This window comes from Sphingobacterium sp. UBA865 (genome assembly GCF_002295765.1).
Classification (GTDB): Bacteria; Bacteroidota; Bacteroidia; order Sphingobacteriales; family Sphingobacteriaceae; genus Sphingobacterium; species Sphingobacterium multivorum.
The window spans coordinates 13,423-32,129 of sequence record NZ_DBGB01000040.1 but is presented as its reverse complement, the minus strand read 5'-3'; the positions used below and the strand labels follow the sequence as shown (position 1 = coordinate 32,129).

Here is an 18,707-nt window from a genome sequence, read left to right as displayed (position 1 = left end):
GGTTTTAACGAGCCTTTGTGGCTATAGATATCCTATTCAAAGGATCTAGTCCAAATTTGGAATGAGCTTTAGATTTTACTTCGCTAAAACTGTGAACCTTTGGATAATCGTATTTGCTCTCGGAGAACCCCTGAAAACCAGTATTTTTTTTTGGCATGGGAATCGCTACCTTGACCTTTATGAATAGACAACTATTTTCACCCCTATCTTTATTCCTTGGAGCGACATTATTCATGGGAATCTTGAGCTGTGGTCACAATACGAGGGTTAATAATACAGATTTAAAGGATTCTTCTGAACTTAAAACCATTGCCGTGAAGGATACGATGGATGCTGCTAAATTTCCTCCTTTGCCGATTGACTATGACAGGACAAAGGTTTTAAAAAACACCTATGTTGTTGATCGTGCTGGAGTCGAACTTAGACAAGGTGCAGATGGAGCGGCTCCGCTATTAGGAAAATATCCCTATGGCACCAAGCTCGATGTGATCGGTGAAGAAGGAGAATGGGTTGCTGTCATGGACCGTATACAGCGCGATTACAAAGGGAGAAATGGCGAAACAGGTGATATTACACGATGGGAAAAGGTGTATGTAGCGAAGTCCAAGCTGGGGAAACAGGATCAGATTACAATTTCCCCCAGGGATTTAAATTCAATCGTTTCACTTACGATAAATGGTAAAGAAACGTATTATGAAAAGGGGCATTCTTTAGATAAGTATCTCCAGTTAGAGTTGATTGATAAGCAAACGTTCCTAGCCGCTCAGAATACGGCTAAAAATTACTTGATCAAGGATACCCTGTCTTATCCTAAAAACGGAAAAACCCTAGAATTGCCTTTGACCAATGGAAAAAAGTTAATTTTTACAGATAAGGATATCGATAATGAATTGGAAGCCAGTTATTCGTATAAAGGACATTATGATTTTCTAAATGCTTTTGCTGTTGATGGGAATTACTGGGAAAGTGCTGATGTGCGGCTTTTTGATAAACAAGACGGTCATCTTATTGTGGAATGTGGAGATTATCCCTTCTTTTCTGCCGATAAAAATTATCTGATGACTTTACACGCTGATCCCTATGAATCGACGGGTGACTTGCAGCTCTTCCACGTGAAACAAGGAAAGGTGACGCCGATGCTTTTTGTTAGTTTTAAAGAGTGGATGCCAACTTGGAAAGAGGAATTGATGTTTTGGGGCAAAGATGGATGCATATATACTGCTGCCAACCATATTGATGGCTATTGGGGCGATGAAGGATCGTTGAACGAACGATCACAGTTTATCCGAATAAGGATATTACCTTATTAAAGATCTATATAATTAAAGACCGGCATAAACTGTACTTTTATTCATTTGCTGTAGGCGTATATATTTACTATTTTTCTGTTTTAAGTAAAACTATTCTGGCATGCACCTGTTGTATTCCATAAAATAGATTATAGTTTGTAATTTAGCTGGATGAAACTAAGAATATTATCGTTATTTACTATCCTTTTTCTCTTTACTACGTTGTCTAAAGCACAAGATAAGCCCTGGAAACAACATAATAAATGGATCTGGGGTCCTTCAGTAGGGTATCAGTATCAAAGTGGTAATTTTCTGAAAGTTTCGGGCTGGGGATTATTTGCCCCGAATGATTTTCAATATATGAAAATTGATGCCGGAGCTAATTTCAGCTGGATGGAAGGTAAAACGACGGTTATTCCAGAGCTGGGATTTACTTACTATCTAAATGATTTTGTTCTTTTCCCTTTTGTGAAAGCAGAGTTAACACCTTACACTATAACGCCAAAAGTGGGGGCCAGTCTATTCTCCATTGTGGATCTGGGAATAGGTTATGGATTTGATTACAATACGAAGAAAAATTTTAAGCCGATTGACGGAATTACCGTTTCAGTAGGGGTAAATATTCCGCTCAATTTTCATATTTATTAATTGAAAAATGCGCAGTAAGACGATTTATAAACTCCTGGGGTCACTTGTTGTGTTGTTAGCGCTGGTTAGCAACCTAAAAGCGCAAGATTATTTAATCGGTCCTTCACTGAGTTATCAGTTCCAAAAAGGCAGTATATTAAAAACCGGCGCTTATTTCGCATTTCCTTTTAGTGGAGATCATATACTGCGAGCAGATGCTACAGCTAACTTTACATGGACACAAAAAAAGTTTGCCGTAATCCCTGAGGCCGGAATAACGTATTATCCCCAAACATATGTCTTGACTCCTTTTGTTCGTACAGAACTTACTCCATATACCATTACCCCCAAAGTTGGATTGAGCTTGGCTACATTGGTGGATCTTGATTTTGGTTATGGATTATCCATCAATGAAAAAAAAGATTATAATCCGATAAAGGGTTTTGCGGTGTCTCTTCGATTTAGTATTCCGCTAAATTATCGGATCAATATGTAGCTCAGATTCTTCAATCAGCTTGTATATTTTCTCTGGGATATTTGCTTACCGCATGATTATGTCGTCGCTACGGTATCAGTATGCCCGCGTTAACTCCTGCTCGGAAGAAGTCTTTTGGTTTTTCCTGAATTAGTTGTCCAGCCAGTCTTTGAAGGCTGAGACTTTCTCCCGGGAGACAATGAGCTCTTCGGATTCATAATGCTTGAGGTATATTTTTAGCCGGGCATTGGAATGTACAGCAATATTTTTGATGGCATCAAATTGAATAATCGTGCTTCGATTGATCCTAAAAAATGCTTTGGGTGACAGTTGCGGTGTTAGTGCGTCCAATGTCTGATCCAAAAGATAGTTTCCATTTTCGTTGGTATAAAGGTAAGTGCCTTTGTTTTCGCTGTAAATGCATTCAATTTGCTGGCTTGTCACAACTTTTAGACTTTGGCCGATTTTGATTGTAAAGCGTTCCTTAAATGTTGGGGCAGGGTTTCTAAACAACGCTTGAAGCGATGCCAGATCAAACTGGGGATTGGGGCGTCTAAATTGGCGGAATTTTTCAATTGCATTTTCCAATTCTTCATCTTCAATTGGCTTCAGCAGGTAATCGATGCTATTTTGTTTAAAAGCACGCAACATATATTCATCGTATGCGGTGGTAAAAATAATGGCCGAACTGGGTTTCACCTGCTCCAGGATGTCAAATGAAATCCCATCCGCGAGCTGAATATCCAAAAAAAGGAGGTCTGGGTCACTGTTTGACATAAACCACTCAATGGATTCTTCCACAGTTTGCAGTACAGCAGATACGGTGTAACCGAGTTCCTCAAGTTTTCTTCGAAGTAATCTCGCCGATGGAAGTTCGTCTTCTATAATTACTATTTTCATTACTTTTTTACGTGGTTATCGATCATCAGACCGTTGTATTGCTTAATTTGTTGAATCGTTGTGCCCATGCTATTGTTTTTGCTGTGCTTAGCTCCCGCATGTTTATTAAGAGCAGGTTACTTTTAAAAGACTATTTCATGGATAATAGGCAGTCCGACAGAAAATAATAGATCACTTTCTTGAATATACACAGGTAGATTGGACAGTATAGCATAACGTTCCTGAATATTTTTCAAACCGATTCCCGAATGATCATGGAGCACTTTCTTTTTTTGAAGATTGTTTTCAACATAGAGGTAATTATTTTTTCTATAAATCTTCAATAAAAGCGGCTTCCTGATCGAAATAATATTGTGTTTGATTGCATTTTCGATCAGTAATTGAAGGGAAAGCGGTAATATAAAACCAGTATGCTGTTCCGCATTGATCTGTAGATCGATCTGTATACCGGTTTCGAAGCGCAGACTCAAGAGGTTTAAATAAGCCTTTGAAAAAGTAAGCTCTTCCTGTAAAGAAACGAGGCTTTTGTCCCTTTGTTCCAATACATAGCGATATATCTTAGAAAGGTCTGTCGTAAACATGCTGGCTTTTTTAGGGCTTTCCTCAATTAATCCATTCAATACATTCAGGCTGTTGAACAAAAAATGTGGGTCGAGTTGATTCTTGAGCGACTCAAATTGTGCTGCTATTTGTTGTTTTTCCTGATGAGATTCTTTGATTTGGTAATCTTTGAATCTTTTATAGAAATAGAAACCAAAAAAAATCATTGAAATGCACCAAGATATCATCGCGGTTTGAAAATAATATGCAACACGTTGTTGATGAATAAATTGGTGGAAACGCTGAGCGAAATTTTTGGGAACACCCGGGTTAAAAAGTCCGGAGAAAAAAGCATTGACAATAAAAACGACCAGTACGGTCAAGAAAAAACTGATACTGTAAAAAACAATCATCTTCTTCCCAAAATCTTTACTGTTCGGGTACTTTTTTCCGACCCATTTCGATAGATAGCTGTGACCCAGAAAGAGAAAAAATCCATATAGTAAACCTCGGACCATATTAGGGTGAAAGATGATGGATACCCAAGGGACATCATTATGGTCAAGCTTGGCCACAACCACAAAATAGATGGTCACGACCAGGCTTGCGAGTAGTGCTTGTATAATCGCTTTAAATGGTGCTTTTTTCACAACGTGTTATTTGCATTCCTTTACGAGTTGTTCTGCCCGATCTTTGCCCCATGAAGGTGCAAATGGCGTAGTAATCTTCTCTTCACCGAATAAAGATAGTGCTTTCTTTACATCCTCACATTCTTTGTTGGTATCCTGGTTAAAATATTTTTTTGCGTTTATTTGGAATTCCGCTAGTCCCAATACAGCCCGGGGGTTGTTTGGCGCAAGGGAGATGGCTTTTTTATATAGAGCTATAATCTTAGGCGAAAGCTCTTTGGCTTTTGTCATGGGATCTGTGATCATCAATGCTGTTTGGTTCATCGCTTTCAGTACAAGCCATTCTGAATTGTTGTCCTGGGCGCTATTGTTTAGTATTTCTTCTGCAGACTGTATATATTTTGCCTGTGTCTCTTTATTTTTCTCCCTAAAGGATGCTGTTGTCAGTACCATGGCCTGATAATAGGCAGGAATCCAATTGTCCTTTTCTGCCTGTGCAATACGTTCTAAAAGAGCGGCCGCTTTTTGTGTCTCTCCCGATTGCCATAGACTCATGGCTTGTCCCATACTTTTTTCAAAATTGCCTTGTGCAAACGCGCTGCCGCTTATAAGGCAGATGAGGACGATAATAAATGATTTCATGATCTTTCGTTTTTAGTTTAAATATTTTTCTAAGTTATTGCTGTTGTGTTTGATGTATATGTTATTGATTGTTATTGAAGTTGGCAATCCTTCGCTGCAAACAGAAATAATTTTGGATGGACCGACGTATTTCGATGATGAGTTGATGCTTATTATAGATTGTCCAATTGATTGTCTTTTTCATTTTTACTGATTGTCCAGAAATAGCCTAGAAACACAAAGCGCTTGGCGGTAGGGACAATCGGTCTACGGTCATAGATTCCTTGTGAATTTGGTCGGTCTGCATATTGATAGCCATAGATTGGGCTAGCGCCAAGAACATTACTGACGGAGAAATGGATAATTTTTTGCTGGCTATAAAGGAACGACCAACTCATAGAAAGATTGTTGTAACCTTTTGTATGGCTATTCATAAATACTGTTTGATTGGGATCATTGTAATTTCTGCCGGATACAAACGAATTTGTCACACTGAGCTGTGAACGTAGACTGGGTAGCCAGTATTTTCCAACGATATAGAAACTGTGTTTGTAGACATAAGGGGGAGTAACTGTTGTCGGATAATTCGCGTCATTTCGCTTACTGTCCGTATAAGAATATGAAATCCAGTATTGGAGGTTTTTGATGCTGCTGTTGTTTTTGTAAAATAGGTCAAAGCCTTTGACCTTACCGCTTCCGTTATTGTCATATTGGGTGTCGTAATTTGGCGTCGCACTGTTGTATTTTACCAAATTGTTGTATTCTTTATGATAAGCTTCTAAGCGAAGTAAGTGCCCTCCACGGGCATAGAAATAATTTGCGATATAGTGATTGGCTTCCATCCAGCCAAGCTGAGGGGCATATTTTAATAGAGGTGTTGGTGCCTGCTGATGGAAGTTCCCATAGGCAAGTGAGAGCTGCGTATATTTATTTAATGCGTAGCCCAGCGAAGCTCTTGGTTCTAAAGTGTTCTTCGACTGCAAATTGGAGGAGGTTTCTCGTAAGCCGATTTTCCCGATTAAGTTCGGGAGGATGCCGAAGGTCGTTTCCGTAAATACGGCAGTCATCTTGCTATGATACCCGTAGTGATAACCAATGGTTTGTCGGTGATATTCTTCTTGATAATTGGTGTCGAAATATTCTATTCCGCCAATACTTTTAATCTTATTGTTCCAGACCTTACTTAGCATTCCTTTTAAGTGAAGACTTTTTTCTTCATTAGGTAGGTAAACGTCATCGTAGTGCAGCTTATCGGTCAGGTAGCCTAGGCCAATGCCGGACTGGAAAGTCCATCGGTTTCCCAGATTCTGACTGTAACTAATGTTGGCGTAGGCATTGTTGGATTTCTTTTTCAATGGGACAGGTTGCTCATAATTGATGTCTGCTTGGTAAAGTCCCATATTTTCGAAATTGTATGCCCCATAGATATTTAGAAAGCCTTCTTTAAACTGATGGCGATAGATCATTTCTCCGGAGGCGTTTTCATAGGGTTTTGTCCATTTGATATCTGGCGTAATAATTTTGGAATAAGGTTTTAAGTTGGTATAACTGCTGTTGAAGGTGAGGGAGTTTTTGCCCCATTGTAAGGTATGTCCCAAACCTAGTCCAACGGAAGATAGTGAAAACTCTGTTTTGCGTTGTTCTATGGTATTTTCGGTGTTTAGGGCTAGAATGCTGGATAGCGCATTACCAAATTCTGCCGAATAACCACCTGTAGAGAAATTTACGCCTTTAAAGAGCATGGGTGAAAATCGACCCCTTACAGGAACTTCATTTGGTGTTGCGGTGTAAGGTTGGGCTACTCTGATTCCATTGATGTAGGTCTGTGTTTCGGAGGCATCTCCACCGTGAACCATAAGACGTCCATTTTCTCCCCCAACCTGTGCACCGGGCAATGTTGCTAATGCGCTGATGATGTTTCCCATGCTGCCTGCCGTAGTGACAATATCCAATGGACTCATTACCGTGTTTTTTCCGGAGCTATTGGCTTGTAGCACCCCTGCCTGAATCGTGACTTCCTGTAGGCGATTCTCACTTTCTTGCATTTGAATAATAAGCAATTCTTTCTGAGGAAGCTGGATAGACTTACTATATGTTGGGAGGCCCACAACAGACGCTTTCAGCATTTTAGTACCTTGTTCACTAGTTTCAAACATAAAGTTTCCAAGCGAATCAGTCGTGCCGCCATCATAGGTGCCTTCAATAAAAACATTGGCTAAATATATCGGTTTGCCGTTTTTGCCCAGTACTTTCCCTTTTAAGATAGACTGTGCCGATACGATGGTAATACTTAAAAATAGTAAGGTTAATAACAGCTTCATTTTTCTTTATTTTTATTCAAATATCAGCGGCTGTAAGTGCTTCTGCGAAAAAGAGTGGATGGAATGTCAAAATATCATGACGAATTGCAGGATTCCAACTTTATGCTGTAAATTGATATCGAAAAGCAAAATTTCCTTCCTAAATAAGTTCCGCAATGGAAAGATGGGAACGTACTATATTGCTTTTATATGCGATGAAGTTATAGGGATATAAAAGCCTTTTACTTTCGTTGGATATTGAAAATGAGAGTTTAAAATTAAGTCAAAAAAATGCGAATAACCATTTTAGATGACTATCAAGATGCTGTCCGACAGTTGGACTGTTTCAAAATTCTTGATGGTCACGATGTCCAAATATTGAAACAGTCCTATGCAGATCCGGCTTTACTGGCGGAAAAATTAAGCGATACGGAAGCGCTAGTGCTCATTAGAGAACGGACCCAGATTACAGAAGAACTGTTGTCCCAGCTTCCCAAGCTAAAGTTGATCAGCCAAACGGGCAAAATTTCAAATCATTTGGATTTGGCTGTTTGTAGCCGCTTTCATGTGGCTGTTGCAGAAAGCATGGGTTCTCCTGTTGCTCCAGCTGAATTGACCTGGCTTTTGATCATGAATGCACTCCGAGGTTTACCTAAGGCTCTTTCAGATATGGACAAAGGCCTATGGCAAACGAACATAGGAGAATGTGTCTCCGGAAAAACAATAGGGATATGGAGTTATGGAAAAATAGGGAAGCGAATAGCGCAATATGCAAAGGCTTTTGGTGCCCAAGTAATTGTTTGGGGAAGCGAAAATTCCCGAGAAGAAGCTGTAAAAGACGGTTTTTTAGCTGCAACAAGTAAATCCGATTTTTTTCATTTTTCAGATGTTGTTACTTTACACCTTCGGTTAGTGCCTGCGACGCGAGGTATCGTAAAGCTCGAAGATCTCCGGTCTATGAAGCCGACTGCACTTTTTGTCAATACTTCCCGTGCAGAGTTGGTTGAAGAGGGTGCACTATTGACCGCACTCGAAACAGGTGTTCCGGGAATGGCTGCGGTAGATGTCTATGAGTCCGAGCCAATCTTTGATCCTAACTATCCTTTATTGCAGCTACCAAATGTGCTCTGTACGCCACATATTGGCTATGTGGAGAAGAATGGTTATGAACGATTATTTAGACTTGCTTTTGAGAATATTGTAGCCTTTTCCGAGGGTAATCCACAGCATATCGCTAACCCCGAAGTATTGACCCACTAATTAAATGAATCGGCTATATATAGATGAATAATTTTACACATTTAGAACAACCAACAGGTCGAGTTATTGTGGTCGGCGGTAAGGAATATCTTTTTTTCGGTGGAACTTCCTATCTAGGGCTGGCAACAGATCAAGCATATGCTGCTATTTTCATAGAAGGTATACAGCGATATGGTATTAACAATGGCACTTCACGAAATAATAATGTGCAACAGGCCATATTTGATCAAGCGGAAGAATATGCTGCAATGCGTTTTGGTTTTGAAGCAAGTCTGTTGCTCTCAAGTGGATATCTGGCGACGCAATTTCTTGTAAGAACCTTGGCGGCTGAAGGCGAAGTATTGTACGCACCCGCATGTCACCCTTCTTTATGGTTAGATAAAAAGCCTGCAGCAACTGGACATTTTGTTGACTGGGCCAATGCAACGATCGAGTATATCAATCATTCAGCCCAAAAATCATTTATCATCGTTAGTAACAGCTTGGACAATATGCGCCCGGAATTATACGATTTCACTGTTTTCAATCGTATTGATCCGGGCAAAAAAATTATACTGCTCTTGGATGATTCTCACGGAATAGGAGTTTTGCGCAAGAATGGCATTTCATTAGATAAGAGTAGTTTTCAACAGGTTAATATTGAGCTGATTGTCGTCGCATCCTTGGCGAAAGGCCTGGCAACAGATGCTGGATTGATTTTGGCCGATGAGGAACGAATTAAGTATTTCAAGCGATCAAACTTTTATACAGGGGCTTCTCCAAGTTCGCCAGCGAGCTTATATGCATTTATCCATGGAGAGCAGATCTATTTACGGCAATTCGAAAAGTTGCAGTATAATATTAATTCCTTCAAAGCACATATGGGGTCTGAATTAAACGCTGTTGCTAATTTTCCGGTGTTTTCATCAACGGATACGGGCCTTTATGCGAGGCTGATGAATGCGGGAGTACTGGTGTCAAGTTTTCCTTATCCCCTTGCTACAGATCCCCTATTAAATCGGATTGTGGTAAATGCACACCATACCAAGGCGGATTTGGATCAGCTAAGTCATGCAATTGGCATATATTGATTTTTATATGACAACTAATAAGTCAACATCTTGTAAATTAGATAATTGTTTTTATTTTTGAGGTTTATTTAAGGGTTGGTCGAACGTAATGTCTCGTTAATTGATTGTAAATGTTTGGCTTTTGGAAGCTTATTTATCAAAAAAGTATTTAAATAATTTCCATTACTCATTTTAAAACAATACTTTTGCATCCCCAAACATTAGTTGGCTTAAGGGTTGAAAAATAAATAATTACAGTAAAATAGATATGACTAAAGCAGAAATTATTGCAGAAATCTCTACCAAAACTGGCTTAGAGAAGGTAGATGTTCAAGAAACCGTAGAGGCGTTCTTTAAAGTTGTCAAAAACGCAATGATCGGAGGAGAAAATGTATATGTAAGAGGTTTTGGTAGCTTCGTAGTCAAAAAAAGAGCTGAGAAGACTGCAAGAAACATTTCAAAAAATACAGCAATCATTATCCCTGAACACTTTGTTCCTAGTTTCAAGCCAGCAAAAATTTTCGTAGAGAAAGTAAAGAATGGCAATAAATAATCTTTAAAATAGATTAAAATGGCAAAAACCAAACAGATAATAGTCATAGGATCAGTAGTAGCCTTGGTTGCTGTGCTTTTAGCGCAGCCTATTAAAGGTTTGGTGAACAAAGAAAAACAAACTGCTGCAGCATCTGAGTCGAAGCCGTCCAATGAAGTAAATTTGGAAAATATATCTTCGATGACAAAACAAGGTTTAGATGCTAGTTTAGTCAAAGAAATTTCCGATATTGAGGGCCAAGTTGCAAAAGCTTCTGGAGAGGATAAGATAAAGCTGTTGCAACAGTTGGCAAATAAGTGGGATGATGTCGCAAAACCAGCCCCTCAGGCTTTCATCTATGAGGAAATGGCGAAGGTTTCACCGAAGTTTGAGTATTGGTTGAAAGCAGGTAATGCTTATCGTGCCGCTTATACAAATTTGCAGGATTCTACTTTAGCTCAAGCGTTGAATCAAAATGCTATTCATGCATATGAGGCTGCGTTAAAAGCGAATACAAGTAGTTTAGATGCAAAAACAGGATTGGGTGCCGCAATGGTATCGGGAACGAACAACCCTATGGCAGGTATTGCCTTGTTGCGAGAAGTCGTTGCTGCCGATCCTAAAAACTTAGAAGCAAACAAAACTTTGGGATTGTTTTCATTACAATCCCGTCAGTTTGACAAAGCCATCGAGCGTTTTAAGACCGTTATCGATCAAAAACCCGATGCTGAGTCATACTTTTACTTAGCCACAGGCTATGAAAATATTGGGATGAAAAAGGAAGCCGTTACAGCTTTTCAAAAAAGTAAGGAACTGGCAGCCGATCCTTCCCTATCACAATTCATCGATCGAAAGATTGCCGAATTGAGCAAGTAATTAATTTATTATTTATAATCATTAAAAAATTTAGCTATGCCAAGCGGAAAAAAAAGAAAAAGACACAAGATGGCTACTCACAAACGTAAAAAACGTTTAAGAAAAAATAGACACAAGAAAAAATAGTCTTGTGATAAGCTTTTAAACATCTTGGCCCATTTTGCTGAGATAGCTTTACGAAACGATCTACATGTCTGTGAAGGGGATGTAGATTGTTTTTTTCGTAACAACGTTCTTTAAATGTTTAATCGGATACCCAAGATTGCGATAGGATATTGCATAGGTATCAAAAATGAGTAGCTTTTGGTAAAGGAATTAATTATCGATTCAACTCCTGATAAAGGGGTAACTATTGCTTTACTACAAGATAAGCAGCTTGTTGAACTTAACCGCGAGCCCGCAAATAATAACTTCGCTGTTGGAGATATCTATCTCGGACGTATCAAGCGAATTATGCCTGGGCTTAATGCAGCTTTCGTAGATGTAGGCTACGAAAAGGATGCTTTTCTACACTATTTAGATTTGGGTCCTCAAGTTCAATCTTTGCTAAAGCTTACGCGTATAGTGAAGAATGGCAGTTATCAAGAGAAACTGCTCAATAGTTTAAAACTTGAAAAGGATATCGATAAAGCTGGTAAGATCTCTGATGTCTTGAGCAAAAATATGCTCGTGCCAGTACAAATCGCCAAAGAACCCATTTCAACAAAAGGACCGCGTCTGAGTTCAGACCTTTCAATAGCAGGTCGTTTTGTCGTTTTGGTACCTTTCTCAAGTACTGTTTCCATTTCCAAGCGTATCAAAGGTAGTAACGAACGCAACCGCCTAAAAAAGATTGTCGAAGGGATTAAGCCAGCTAATTTTGGTGTTATCATTCGTACAGTTTCCGAAGGTAAGGGTGTTGAAGAACTACAACGTGACTTATTGGACCTGATCTCAAAATGGGAACTATTTACCAAACGTCTTCGTAATGCTGAACCGCCTCAAAAGGTTCTTGGCGAAATGGATCGTGCATCCACTATTCTACGGGATATTTTGACAGACGAGTTTTCACATATTTATGTTAATGATCCTTCGATCTTCGAAGAAACAAAATCATATATACACGATATATCTCCAGATTTGGAGAAAATTGTCAAACTTTATAAACATAAAGAGCCAATTTTTGATCATTTCGGAGTTGAAAAGCAAATCAAGGCAGCTTTTGGCAAAACGGTAACATTGCCTGGTGGTGCGTATCTCGTTATTGAGCATACCGAAGCCCTGCATGTCATTGATGTCAACAGTGGTAACCGTTCTGCGAATAAGGAGAATCAGGAAGACAATGCATTGCTGGTCAATATGGAAGCAGCAAAAGAAATTGCGCGACAGCTGCGTTTGCGTGATATGGGCGGAATTGTAGTCATCGATTTTATCGATATGCATAAACCCAATCATCGAAAAGAGTTGTATACGTTCTTAAAAGAATGTATGGTAGCGGATAGAGCGAGACATACGATTTTGCCTCCAAGTAAATTTGGATTGGTTCAAATTACACGTCAGCGAGTTAGACCTGAAATGAATATTGTCACAAACGAAAAATGTCCGGCTTGTGATGGTACAGGTGAAATCCGATCAAGTATTGTCCTTATGGATGATATAGAAAATAATTTGAGCTTTATTCTTCAAGAACAGAACGAAAAGAAGGTGACCTTATGTGTTCACCCTTATATAGACGCCTACATTAAGTCTGGTTTGATTTCTAAAAGAATGAAATGGTTCATGAAGTACGGAAAATGGATTAAAGTAAATCCAATGACGTCATATTATCTAACTGAATTCCATTTCTTCAATGCGAAGGATGAAGAAATTAAGTTATAATAGAAAGAGATTAACGAAAAGGGTTAGTAGTGATACTAACCCTTTTTTGTTTTTATAGCATTTAAATTCCTATAAGAAACCTATTTGATATGGTAAATTCCCCTAAGGAGAGCCGTTCGTCCCCGCAGTTCATAACGATTCTGCGACTGTACATTGGCTGTTATGGAGTTTGTTTCAAAACTTTTTATATTGGCTAGGTTGCGTATATCCAGTTCAAAATCCATTCCCCATCGACTATATCTTGTCATGACGTTGCAGAATAAATAATTTGTATTCTTATAATCAGGCTGTTTGTTAAAAAGGTGCTGAAGATTCCATTTAAGTAATACTGATTTTGTGATATTGATGGGGAAGTTCATCGATTGCGTAATAAAAAGAATACGACGATCTGACGATGCATTGCCCTGGGAAGAAAATGATAGATTAATGGAGCTATTATAATCTAGTGCTATCCTTCTGAAAAATTTCTTGTTGAAAGCAGGTTGTAGTTCATAAGAAGTAATGGCAATGGGTAATATTTCCTTGTTAAATAACTGATTGTAGTTTGATCGTCTCCAATTGAATTTCAGTTTGAATAGGGCCCCTAGCTTGAATATATATTTATCAAGACCGATGGTAGCTGTATAGCTGTGCATAGAATTTTCTTTTGCAATCAGTTGTGTCGCCGTTAATGAGTCTGTAACTGTAGTGGCTATCATATTGTTTGTTGAGTGAATTTCATAACCTAGTCCAAAATGAAAAAACAGTAATTTAACCGATTGTCCCAATTTATAGTTCAAGAAAAAATCATTATTTCTGCTCACTGGATTGGCTGAGCTATTATAAGATCTAGTTCGGTAATTTTGGATAATCAAACCGCGATAAACAGCATCTATATTTCCCAAGTTGTTGCTATTTTTATAGGAAAATGCAAGTTCATCATCATAGCCAATATGGTATCGAGCGCTAAAGCTGGGTGTAAATTGGATGAGATTTTTCCAATTATTGAGCTGATAATTTTTGTCTTCAAAACGGGTATGGATAAAGGCGACAGGCAAGGATAAATTTGATTTAAAACGCTCTTTATTCCAAGCATAATGTGCATTGAATTCACTGGATGTGCGTAACCAATTCATTCTATTTATTGTTGAATCTAGCAACGGATTGAAAGTTTTTTCTCCCTGTAGGAGTTCGATGTTAGATTCAAGGCATTGATTTTCTAATTCGAGCTTTATACCGTAGTATTGGTTTATTTTACCGCTGGGGAGGCGATATCCCAGCGAAGCGACAGTATTGAAGGTCGGTACATTGACATGTTGGATTATCTTATCAAATATGACTGGATAAAACAGGTCATTGAATACTTCGGTAGAACTGCGTAGTCTCTGGGGCTTTGTATAATATTTACTAGACCATTGAAGTTGGATAATATTTCCATTTTTAAGCTCCGGCACATAAATCAGTTGATTGTTGATCGTTTTGGACCTATGATGAATATTGTTGTCGATCGGTATTGTATCTGATGAGATACTCGATTCGGAATCCTCACTATTTAGCCCCATTGTTAAGGAATTTTTAAAGTAAAAATGATCGGTATTGCGCTCAACTGTCACTTGCCCGGTCGCGGCCTTAGTGTTAATTTGTGCAATCTGAATCTCATGGAATGAAATATCCCCCTTTTCAGTATAATAGGTGTTTTTCCCTTCATAATGAATGTTGTTTCTGTCATATAATCCCTGGATATTCGTACGTAGCGACCAGTCTTTTTTAATCGGTTTTGAAAAATTGAAATCGAAAAGGCCGGTCTTATTCTGGAGGTAATCTCTTTTCTCTAAAGGAGGGCTGCCGATTGTTCCTAAAGAAAGTAGATTGTCAATTTTTGCCTGTGATCTTGTTTCTTCCATGTAAATAGCAAGATCCTGACCGATGTTATTTGCTTTCAGGGCATTGAGAAATTTCACTTTTTTGTTAAACATCATCGTGTTTAGATCTCCATCGAAATGTTTGGGAGTTCCCAATCCGAGCATTATGCTACCCGACGGCTTTAGTTTAGCTTCTTCTTTTATTACTAGGTTTAGCGCAACATCATCACTATACCTTTTATTTTTGAGCAATTTAATATGCTCATGATGAGATATGACTTGTATGTCTTTAACTAAATCTGGGGATATTGATTTTGTCCCCAAACCGTATTTTTCAGCCAGCAAATCATCCCCATCGATATAAAAGTTTGAAATGGATTTGCCCTGGTATTTCACTTCACCATTTTCAAGGACTTCCAGCCCAGGCATTCGCTTCAATACATCGCCGATAGTTCGATCATTGGGGTCAGCAAATCCAGCCACGTTGTAGGTGAGTGTGTCCCCGCTGCGTGCTATTTTAGGCGCACTTTTGATCTTGACTTCCTCCAATAAAATAGTGGATTGTTCGAGTATGATTTGAAGGTTGCGTAGTTGGCTCCCAAGTGTTTGGCTGAAACGTTTGTACCCGATATGGTTGATCTCTATGTAGGAATTTGTTAGATCCTTGGATGTTATCATTTCAAAATGCCCAAGAGCATCCGTTATTTTAAAGGAAATTACTTTTCCATCACTAGATTTTAGATTAACGCTTGCTGCGCGAATACCTTGCTTACTCGTGTTATCTAATAAAACCCCGGAGATCTGATGTTGCCCATAACAGAAATAGCCGCATAGCCAAAAACAGACAAACAGCACAAAATTTTTGGGCATAAACTATGGCGCTAATTCGATAGGATTGTTTGTTTGTGTTGAAGGGGCTTGACCTTGAACATCGAAGCTGATTTGGACTTTAGAATAATCGATCTGAAAAGGGTTTGCGCGACCAGTTGCCCCAAGTGTTTCATAATAGGCGCTGGGATTCTCTTTAAATGCCGTTTTTAGTCTTTGAATTTCCTCTTTTTTTGCGGGTATAACACTTTTTGAAGGCTCAATTCGAAGTGATTGGTCCGAAGGTTGTTTTTGAAAGCCGGCATATTCCCAGCTGACGTCGTTTTTGGAATCTTGTACCGAAAGAATAAGCCCCGGTAGTCCATGTAGCTTCCATGGTCCAAAAGAAAATGGCAGTTCTGTCGTAAACCAAGCCGTGTAATCCCTTCCTTTAAATCGACATGTGGCCTTTTGACAAAGGTATCCACCGATAGTTTTAGTTTCATCTGTTATTTCCCAGTCCTGGCTTTCGTAGGGAGCTTCGCATGAATAAGCATCTGCCGGAGACGATATTCCCGCTATATTAATGGTCTTTTTTAAAGAAGGATAAATAATGTATCCATCCAGAACCGGGGGACTGGCAGGCATTTTTAACGTTAAATTGCCGTCAAAATCTTGAGCTGCAGTTTTGGCATCTAACTGTTGTTTGACGAGAATATCTGAGTAGGTTCTATAGAGACTACTTTCTTTACCGAGATAGGTGACTGTTTCATCCGTTAGCTGTACCGCATTTTTGGTCGTATCGTTGTTATGTTTAAATTGATAATGAACTTCGGCGATAACTTTTTCTTGTGCTTTCAATGAAAATAGGGCACAGACAAGCAGTGCAAAAATAAGCGATAATGTTCTCATCACAATTGTTATAAGGTTCTTTTAAAAATATGAAATTTTTTTTATGATAGAGAACAATTGTTATTTTTTTTAAACCCAATGAATCATTATGCCATCTTTTTCCATTTTGCGGAAGTATGTCATTTGCCTTTTGGCATAGCGATGTATTTCTGTTTCCAGTTTTGTGATAAAGGCTGGGTAATCGAGTTGTCCAAGGAGATGGAATGACGCATATTTATACTCCAGGCCATAGTATTGAAGCTGATCGTGTGTAATCCCTTCGGTCACGAGTTTTGCCACTTCTGCTAATAAGCCATCATTTAATCGTTGTTTTAATCTTTGGCTAATGTGTTCGCGTCGGATTTCCACTGACGGATTTAATCCGATAACGATGCTATCTACCGTTTGTTGCTGAGCGATGTGATCGGGGTGAATATCTAAAAATGCTAATATTTCTATTGCGCGGATGATACGTTTTTTGGTCGAAAGATCGATTTGGAAATTCGCGGGTAGTGTATATTCCTGAAGGCGTTTTAACAACTCTGTCTCTGGGAGGGGAAGTAATGACTCCTTGAGGCCTTCGATAGATGGGATCAGCGCATATGGATTTTGTTGGATTACACTTTGGATATATAAGCCTGTACCACCACAAAGGATAGTATGTTTTCCCCTTTCTAGAATGGATTGTCGGGCTTGATGGAAGTCAGCGATAAAGTTTCCGAGATGATAGCGTTCTCCCGGTTCATGGGTGTCGATAAGATGATAGGGAATATCTTGATATTCCGATAGATCTTTTCCCGTACCGATGTCCATTCTTTTATAGATTTGGCGGGAATCTCCACTGATGATTTCAGCATCGATGCGTTGCGCCAGTTGAACGGCTAGTTTCGTCTTTCCTGAAGCTGTAGGTCCTAAGATAACGATAACTTTCTCTTTCGGAACGGTTTGCTGTTCCAAAAGAGAAAGTGTATATTTTAATCTGTCTATCACAGAACAAATTTAGTCCATTTTTCTGTTCCTTCGTTATTTTTTACGACAGTATCGATAAAAGCCATGCCTCTTACGCCATCGTAAACTGTTGGAAAATCTTGTTGTTCAGCTGTCGGAATTTGTCCTTCACGTTTTGCCGTAACTGTTGCCGCAAAATTACGGTAGATATTCGCAAATGATTCCAATAAGCCCTCTGGGTGACCTGCTGGTACGCGGGTATTATGTGTTGCAAAAGAACTCAACGTATAAGGCGCTGCGTAAGCATTTCCTGTGCGATAAAGCTGACGAGGCTGATCAAGCATCTTGATGATTAAATTGTTCGGATCCTCATTTGCCCATTCCAATCCACCTTTTTCACCGTAGATACGGATACGAACGGCATTTTCTTCTCCGGCTGAAATTTGCGAAGCCATTAATACACCTTTAGCACCATTTTCGAAACGCAAAAGCACCGAGCCATCGTCATCCAATAGACGACCTTCAACAAATGTTGTGAGGTCTGCACATAGTTCTTGGATTTTTAACCCCGATACATATTCCGCTAAATGCGCAGTATGGGTACCGATATCACCCATAACCAACGATTTACCTGAGCGTTTCGGATCTGCACGCCAAGCGGCCCCGGCATTACCTTCGCGTTCTGTTAGTCGGCTTAACCAACCCTGTGGATACTCAACCACAATCTTTCTGATCTTACCGAAGTGGCCTTCTTTGACCATCGCTTTGGCTTGTTTAACCATCGGGTAGCCGGAATACGTATGCGTAAGACACAGTGTGCGGCCTGTGCGCTCTACTGTTTCCTGTAATTCTTTTGCTTCTTCAACAGATACTGTCATTGGTTTTTCAACAACAACATCAAAACCTTTTTCTAGCGCTAATTTAGCTGGAGCAAAGTGTAGAAAATTGGGGGTTACGATCGTTACAAAATCCATACGCTCGCCTTCAGGAAGCAAAGATTCTTTTTCGATCATCTCTTCATAGTTTAGATAGACACGCTCAGGAGCTACAAATAAGTCTTCTCCAGATTGTTTTGAAATCTGTGGATCAATACTAAATGCACCACAAACCAGTTCAATCTTGCCATCCATAAAAGCAGCAATACGGTGTACAGCGCCAATAAAGGCATCGTTTCCGCCTCCGACCATACCCATGCGAAGTTTTCTCTTCATAACGTTATTATTTTTGATTATTTATTTTTCAAACCCTTACAGTGTACAATATAC

16 protein-coding genes are annotated in these 18,707 nt (G+C 39.2%); 8 read left to right on the top strand and 8 right to left on the bottom strand.

The genetic code is table 11. The annotated features are described in order from the left end of the window. Positions 1 to 179 precede the first annotated feature (179 nt). The 3 genes from B2O97_RS21480 (at position 180) to B2O97_RS21470 (ending at position 2,412) form a co-directional block, all read left to right on the top strand. On the top strand, positions 180 to 1,310 hold the full coding sequence (locus B2O97_RS21480; RefSeq protein ID WP_159333481.1) for an SH3 domain-containing protein: 1,131 nt from the start codon (positions 180 to 182) through the stop codon (positions 1,308 to 1,310). A gap of 150 nt (positions 1,311 to 1,460) precedes the next feature. After that, complete coding sequence (locus B2O97_RS21475) at positions 1,461 to 1,937, top strand: hypothetical protein (protein ID WP_112375143.1); 477 nt, start codon at positions 1,461 to 1,463, stop codon at positions 1,935 to 1,937. 7 nt (positions 1,938 to 1,944) lie between these two features. Further along, positions 1,945 to 2,412: a hypothetical protein gene (locus tag B2O97_RS21470; protein ID WP_112375142.1), complete on the top strand. Its 468-nt coding sequence runs from the start codon at positions 1,945 to 1,947 to the stop codon at positions 2,410 to 2,412. Between the two features lie 129 nt (positions 2,413 to 2,541). On the opposite strand, the gene B2O97_RS21465 is transcribed toward B2O97_RS21470, so the two are convergent. The 4 genes from B2O97_RS21465 to B2O97_RS21450 form a co-directional block, all read right to left on the bottom strand. Next, positions 2,542 to 3,291 (bottom strand): LytR/AlgR family response regulator transcription factor, encoded by a 750-nt coding sequence (locus tag B2O97_RS21465; RefSeq protein WP_286768102.1) that lies wholly within the window; start codon positions 3,289 to 3,291, stop codon positions 2,542 to 2,544. A 122-nt stretch (positions 3,292 to 3,413) separates the two neighbouring features. Next, positions 3,414 to 4,481 (bottom strand): sensor histidine kinase, encoded by a 1,068-nt coding sequence (locus B2O97_RS21460; RefSeq protein WP_070562780.1) that lies wholly within the window; start codon positions 4,479 to 4,481, stop codon positions 3,414 to 3,416. Between the two features lie 6 nt (positions 4,482 to 4,487). Then, positions 4,488 to 5,102 carry a tetratricopeptide repeat protein gene (locus tag B2O97_RS21455; RefSeq protein ID WP_286754245.1) on the bottom strand — a complete coding sequence of 205 codons (615 nt, stop codon included), beginning with the start codon at positions 5,100 to 5,102 and terminating at the stop codon, positions 4,488 to 4,490. Positions 5,103 to 5,254: 152 nt separating this feature from the next. Continuing rightward, complete coding sequence (locus B2O97_RS21450; protein ID WP_112375138.1) at positions 5,255 to 7,402, bottom strand: TonB-dependent receptor; 2,148 nt, start codon at positions 7,400 to 7,402, stop codon at positions 5,255 to 5,257. A 270-nt stretch (positions 7,403 to 7,672) separates the two neighbouring features. Here B2O97_RS21450 and B2O97_RS21445 point away from each other — a divergent pair, with 270 nt between their 5' ends. The 5 genes from B2O97_RS21445 (at position 7,673) to B2O97_RS21425 (ending at position 12,955) form a co-directional block, all read left to right on the top strand. Next, on the top strand, positions 7,673 to 8,641 hold the full coding sequence (locus B2O97_RS21445) for a D-2-hydroxyacid dehydrogenase family protein (RefSeq protein WP_286768101.1): 969 nt from the start codon (positions 7,673 to 7,675) through the stop codon (positions 8,639 to 8,641). Between the two features lie 23 nt (positions 8,642 to 8,664). Then, a complete protein-coding gene (locus B2O97_RS21440) occupies positions 8,665 to 9,711 on the top strand; it encodes an 8-amino-7-oxononanoate synthase (RefSeq protein WP_112375136.1) in 1,047 nt (348 codons plus the stop codon). A gap of 247 nt (positions 9,712 to 9,958) precedes the next feature. Continuing rightward, the gene (locus tag B2O97_RS21435; protein WP_046673299.1) at positions 9,959 to 10,243 is read left to right on the top strand and encodes an HU family DNA-binding protein; all 285 of its coding nucleotides are present in this window, start codon (positions 9,959 to 9,961) and stop codon (positions 10,241 to 10,243) included. 18 nt (positions 10,244 to 10,261) lie between these two features. Then, entirely contained in the window at positions 10,262 to 11,098 is an 837-nt protein-coding gene (locus B2O97_RS21430) for a tetratricopeptide repeat protein (RefSeq protein WP_070562796.1), read from the top strand. 303 nt (positions 11,099 to 11,401) lie between these two features. Beyond that, positions 11,402 to 12,955 carry an Rne/Rng family ribonuclease gene (locus B2O97_RS21425; RefSeq protein WP_046673301.1) on the top strand — a complete coding sequence of 518 codons (1,554 nt, stop codon included), beginning with the start codon at positions 11,402 to 11,404 and terminating at the stop codon, positions 12,953 to 12,955. A gap of 80 nt (positions 12,956 to 13,035) precedes the next feature. Here the strand turns inward: B2O97_RS21425 and B2O97_RS21420 are convergent, their stop codons facing one another. The 4 genes from B2O97_RS21420 to B2O97_RS21405 all read right to left on the bottom strand — a co-directional run bounded on the left by B2O97_RS21420 (position 13,036) and on the right by B2O97_RS21405 (position 18,653). Next, entirely contained in the window at positions 13,036 to 15,666 is a 2,631-nt protein-coding gene (locus B2O97_RS21420; protein WP_286768100.1) for a hypothetical protein, read from the bottom strand. Between the two features lie 3 nt (positions 15,667 to 15,669). Then, positions 15,670 to 16,515, bottom strand: coding sequence for a GLPGLI family protein (locus B2O97_RS21415; RefSeq protein ID WP_286768099.1), 846 nt, complete (start codon positions 16,513 to 16,515; stop codon positions 15,670 to 15,672). A 69-nt stretch (positions 16,516 to 16,584) separates the two neighbouring features. Next, positions 16,585 to 17,484: a tRNA (adenosine(37)-N6)-dimethylallyltransferase MiaA gene (gene miaA, locus B2O97_RS21410; RefSeq protein ID WP_286768098.1), complete on the bottom strand. Its 900-nt coding sequence runs from the start codon at positions 17,482 to 17,484 to the stop codon at positions 16,585 to 16,587. Further along, the gene (locus B2O97_RS21405) at positions 17,481 to 18,653 is read right to left on the bottom strand and encodes a Gfo/Idh/MocA family protein (RefSeq protein ID WP_286768097.1); all 1,173 of its coding nucleotides are present in this window, start codon (positions 18,651 to 18,653) and stop codon (positions 17,481 to 17,483) included. The genes miaA and B2O97_RS21405 overlap by 4 nt, the downstream gene beginning before the upstream one ends. Between the last annotated feature and the right edge of the window lie 54 nt (positions 18,654 to 18,707).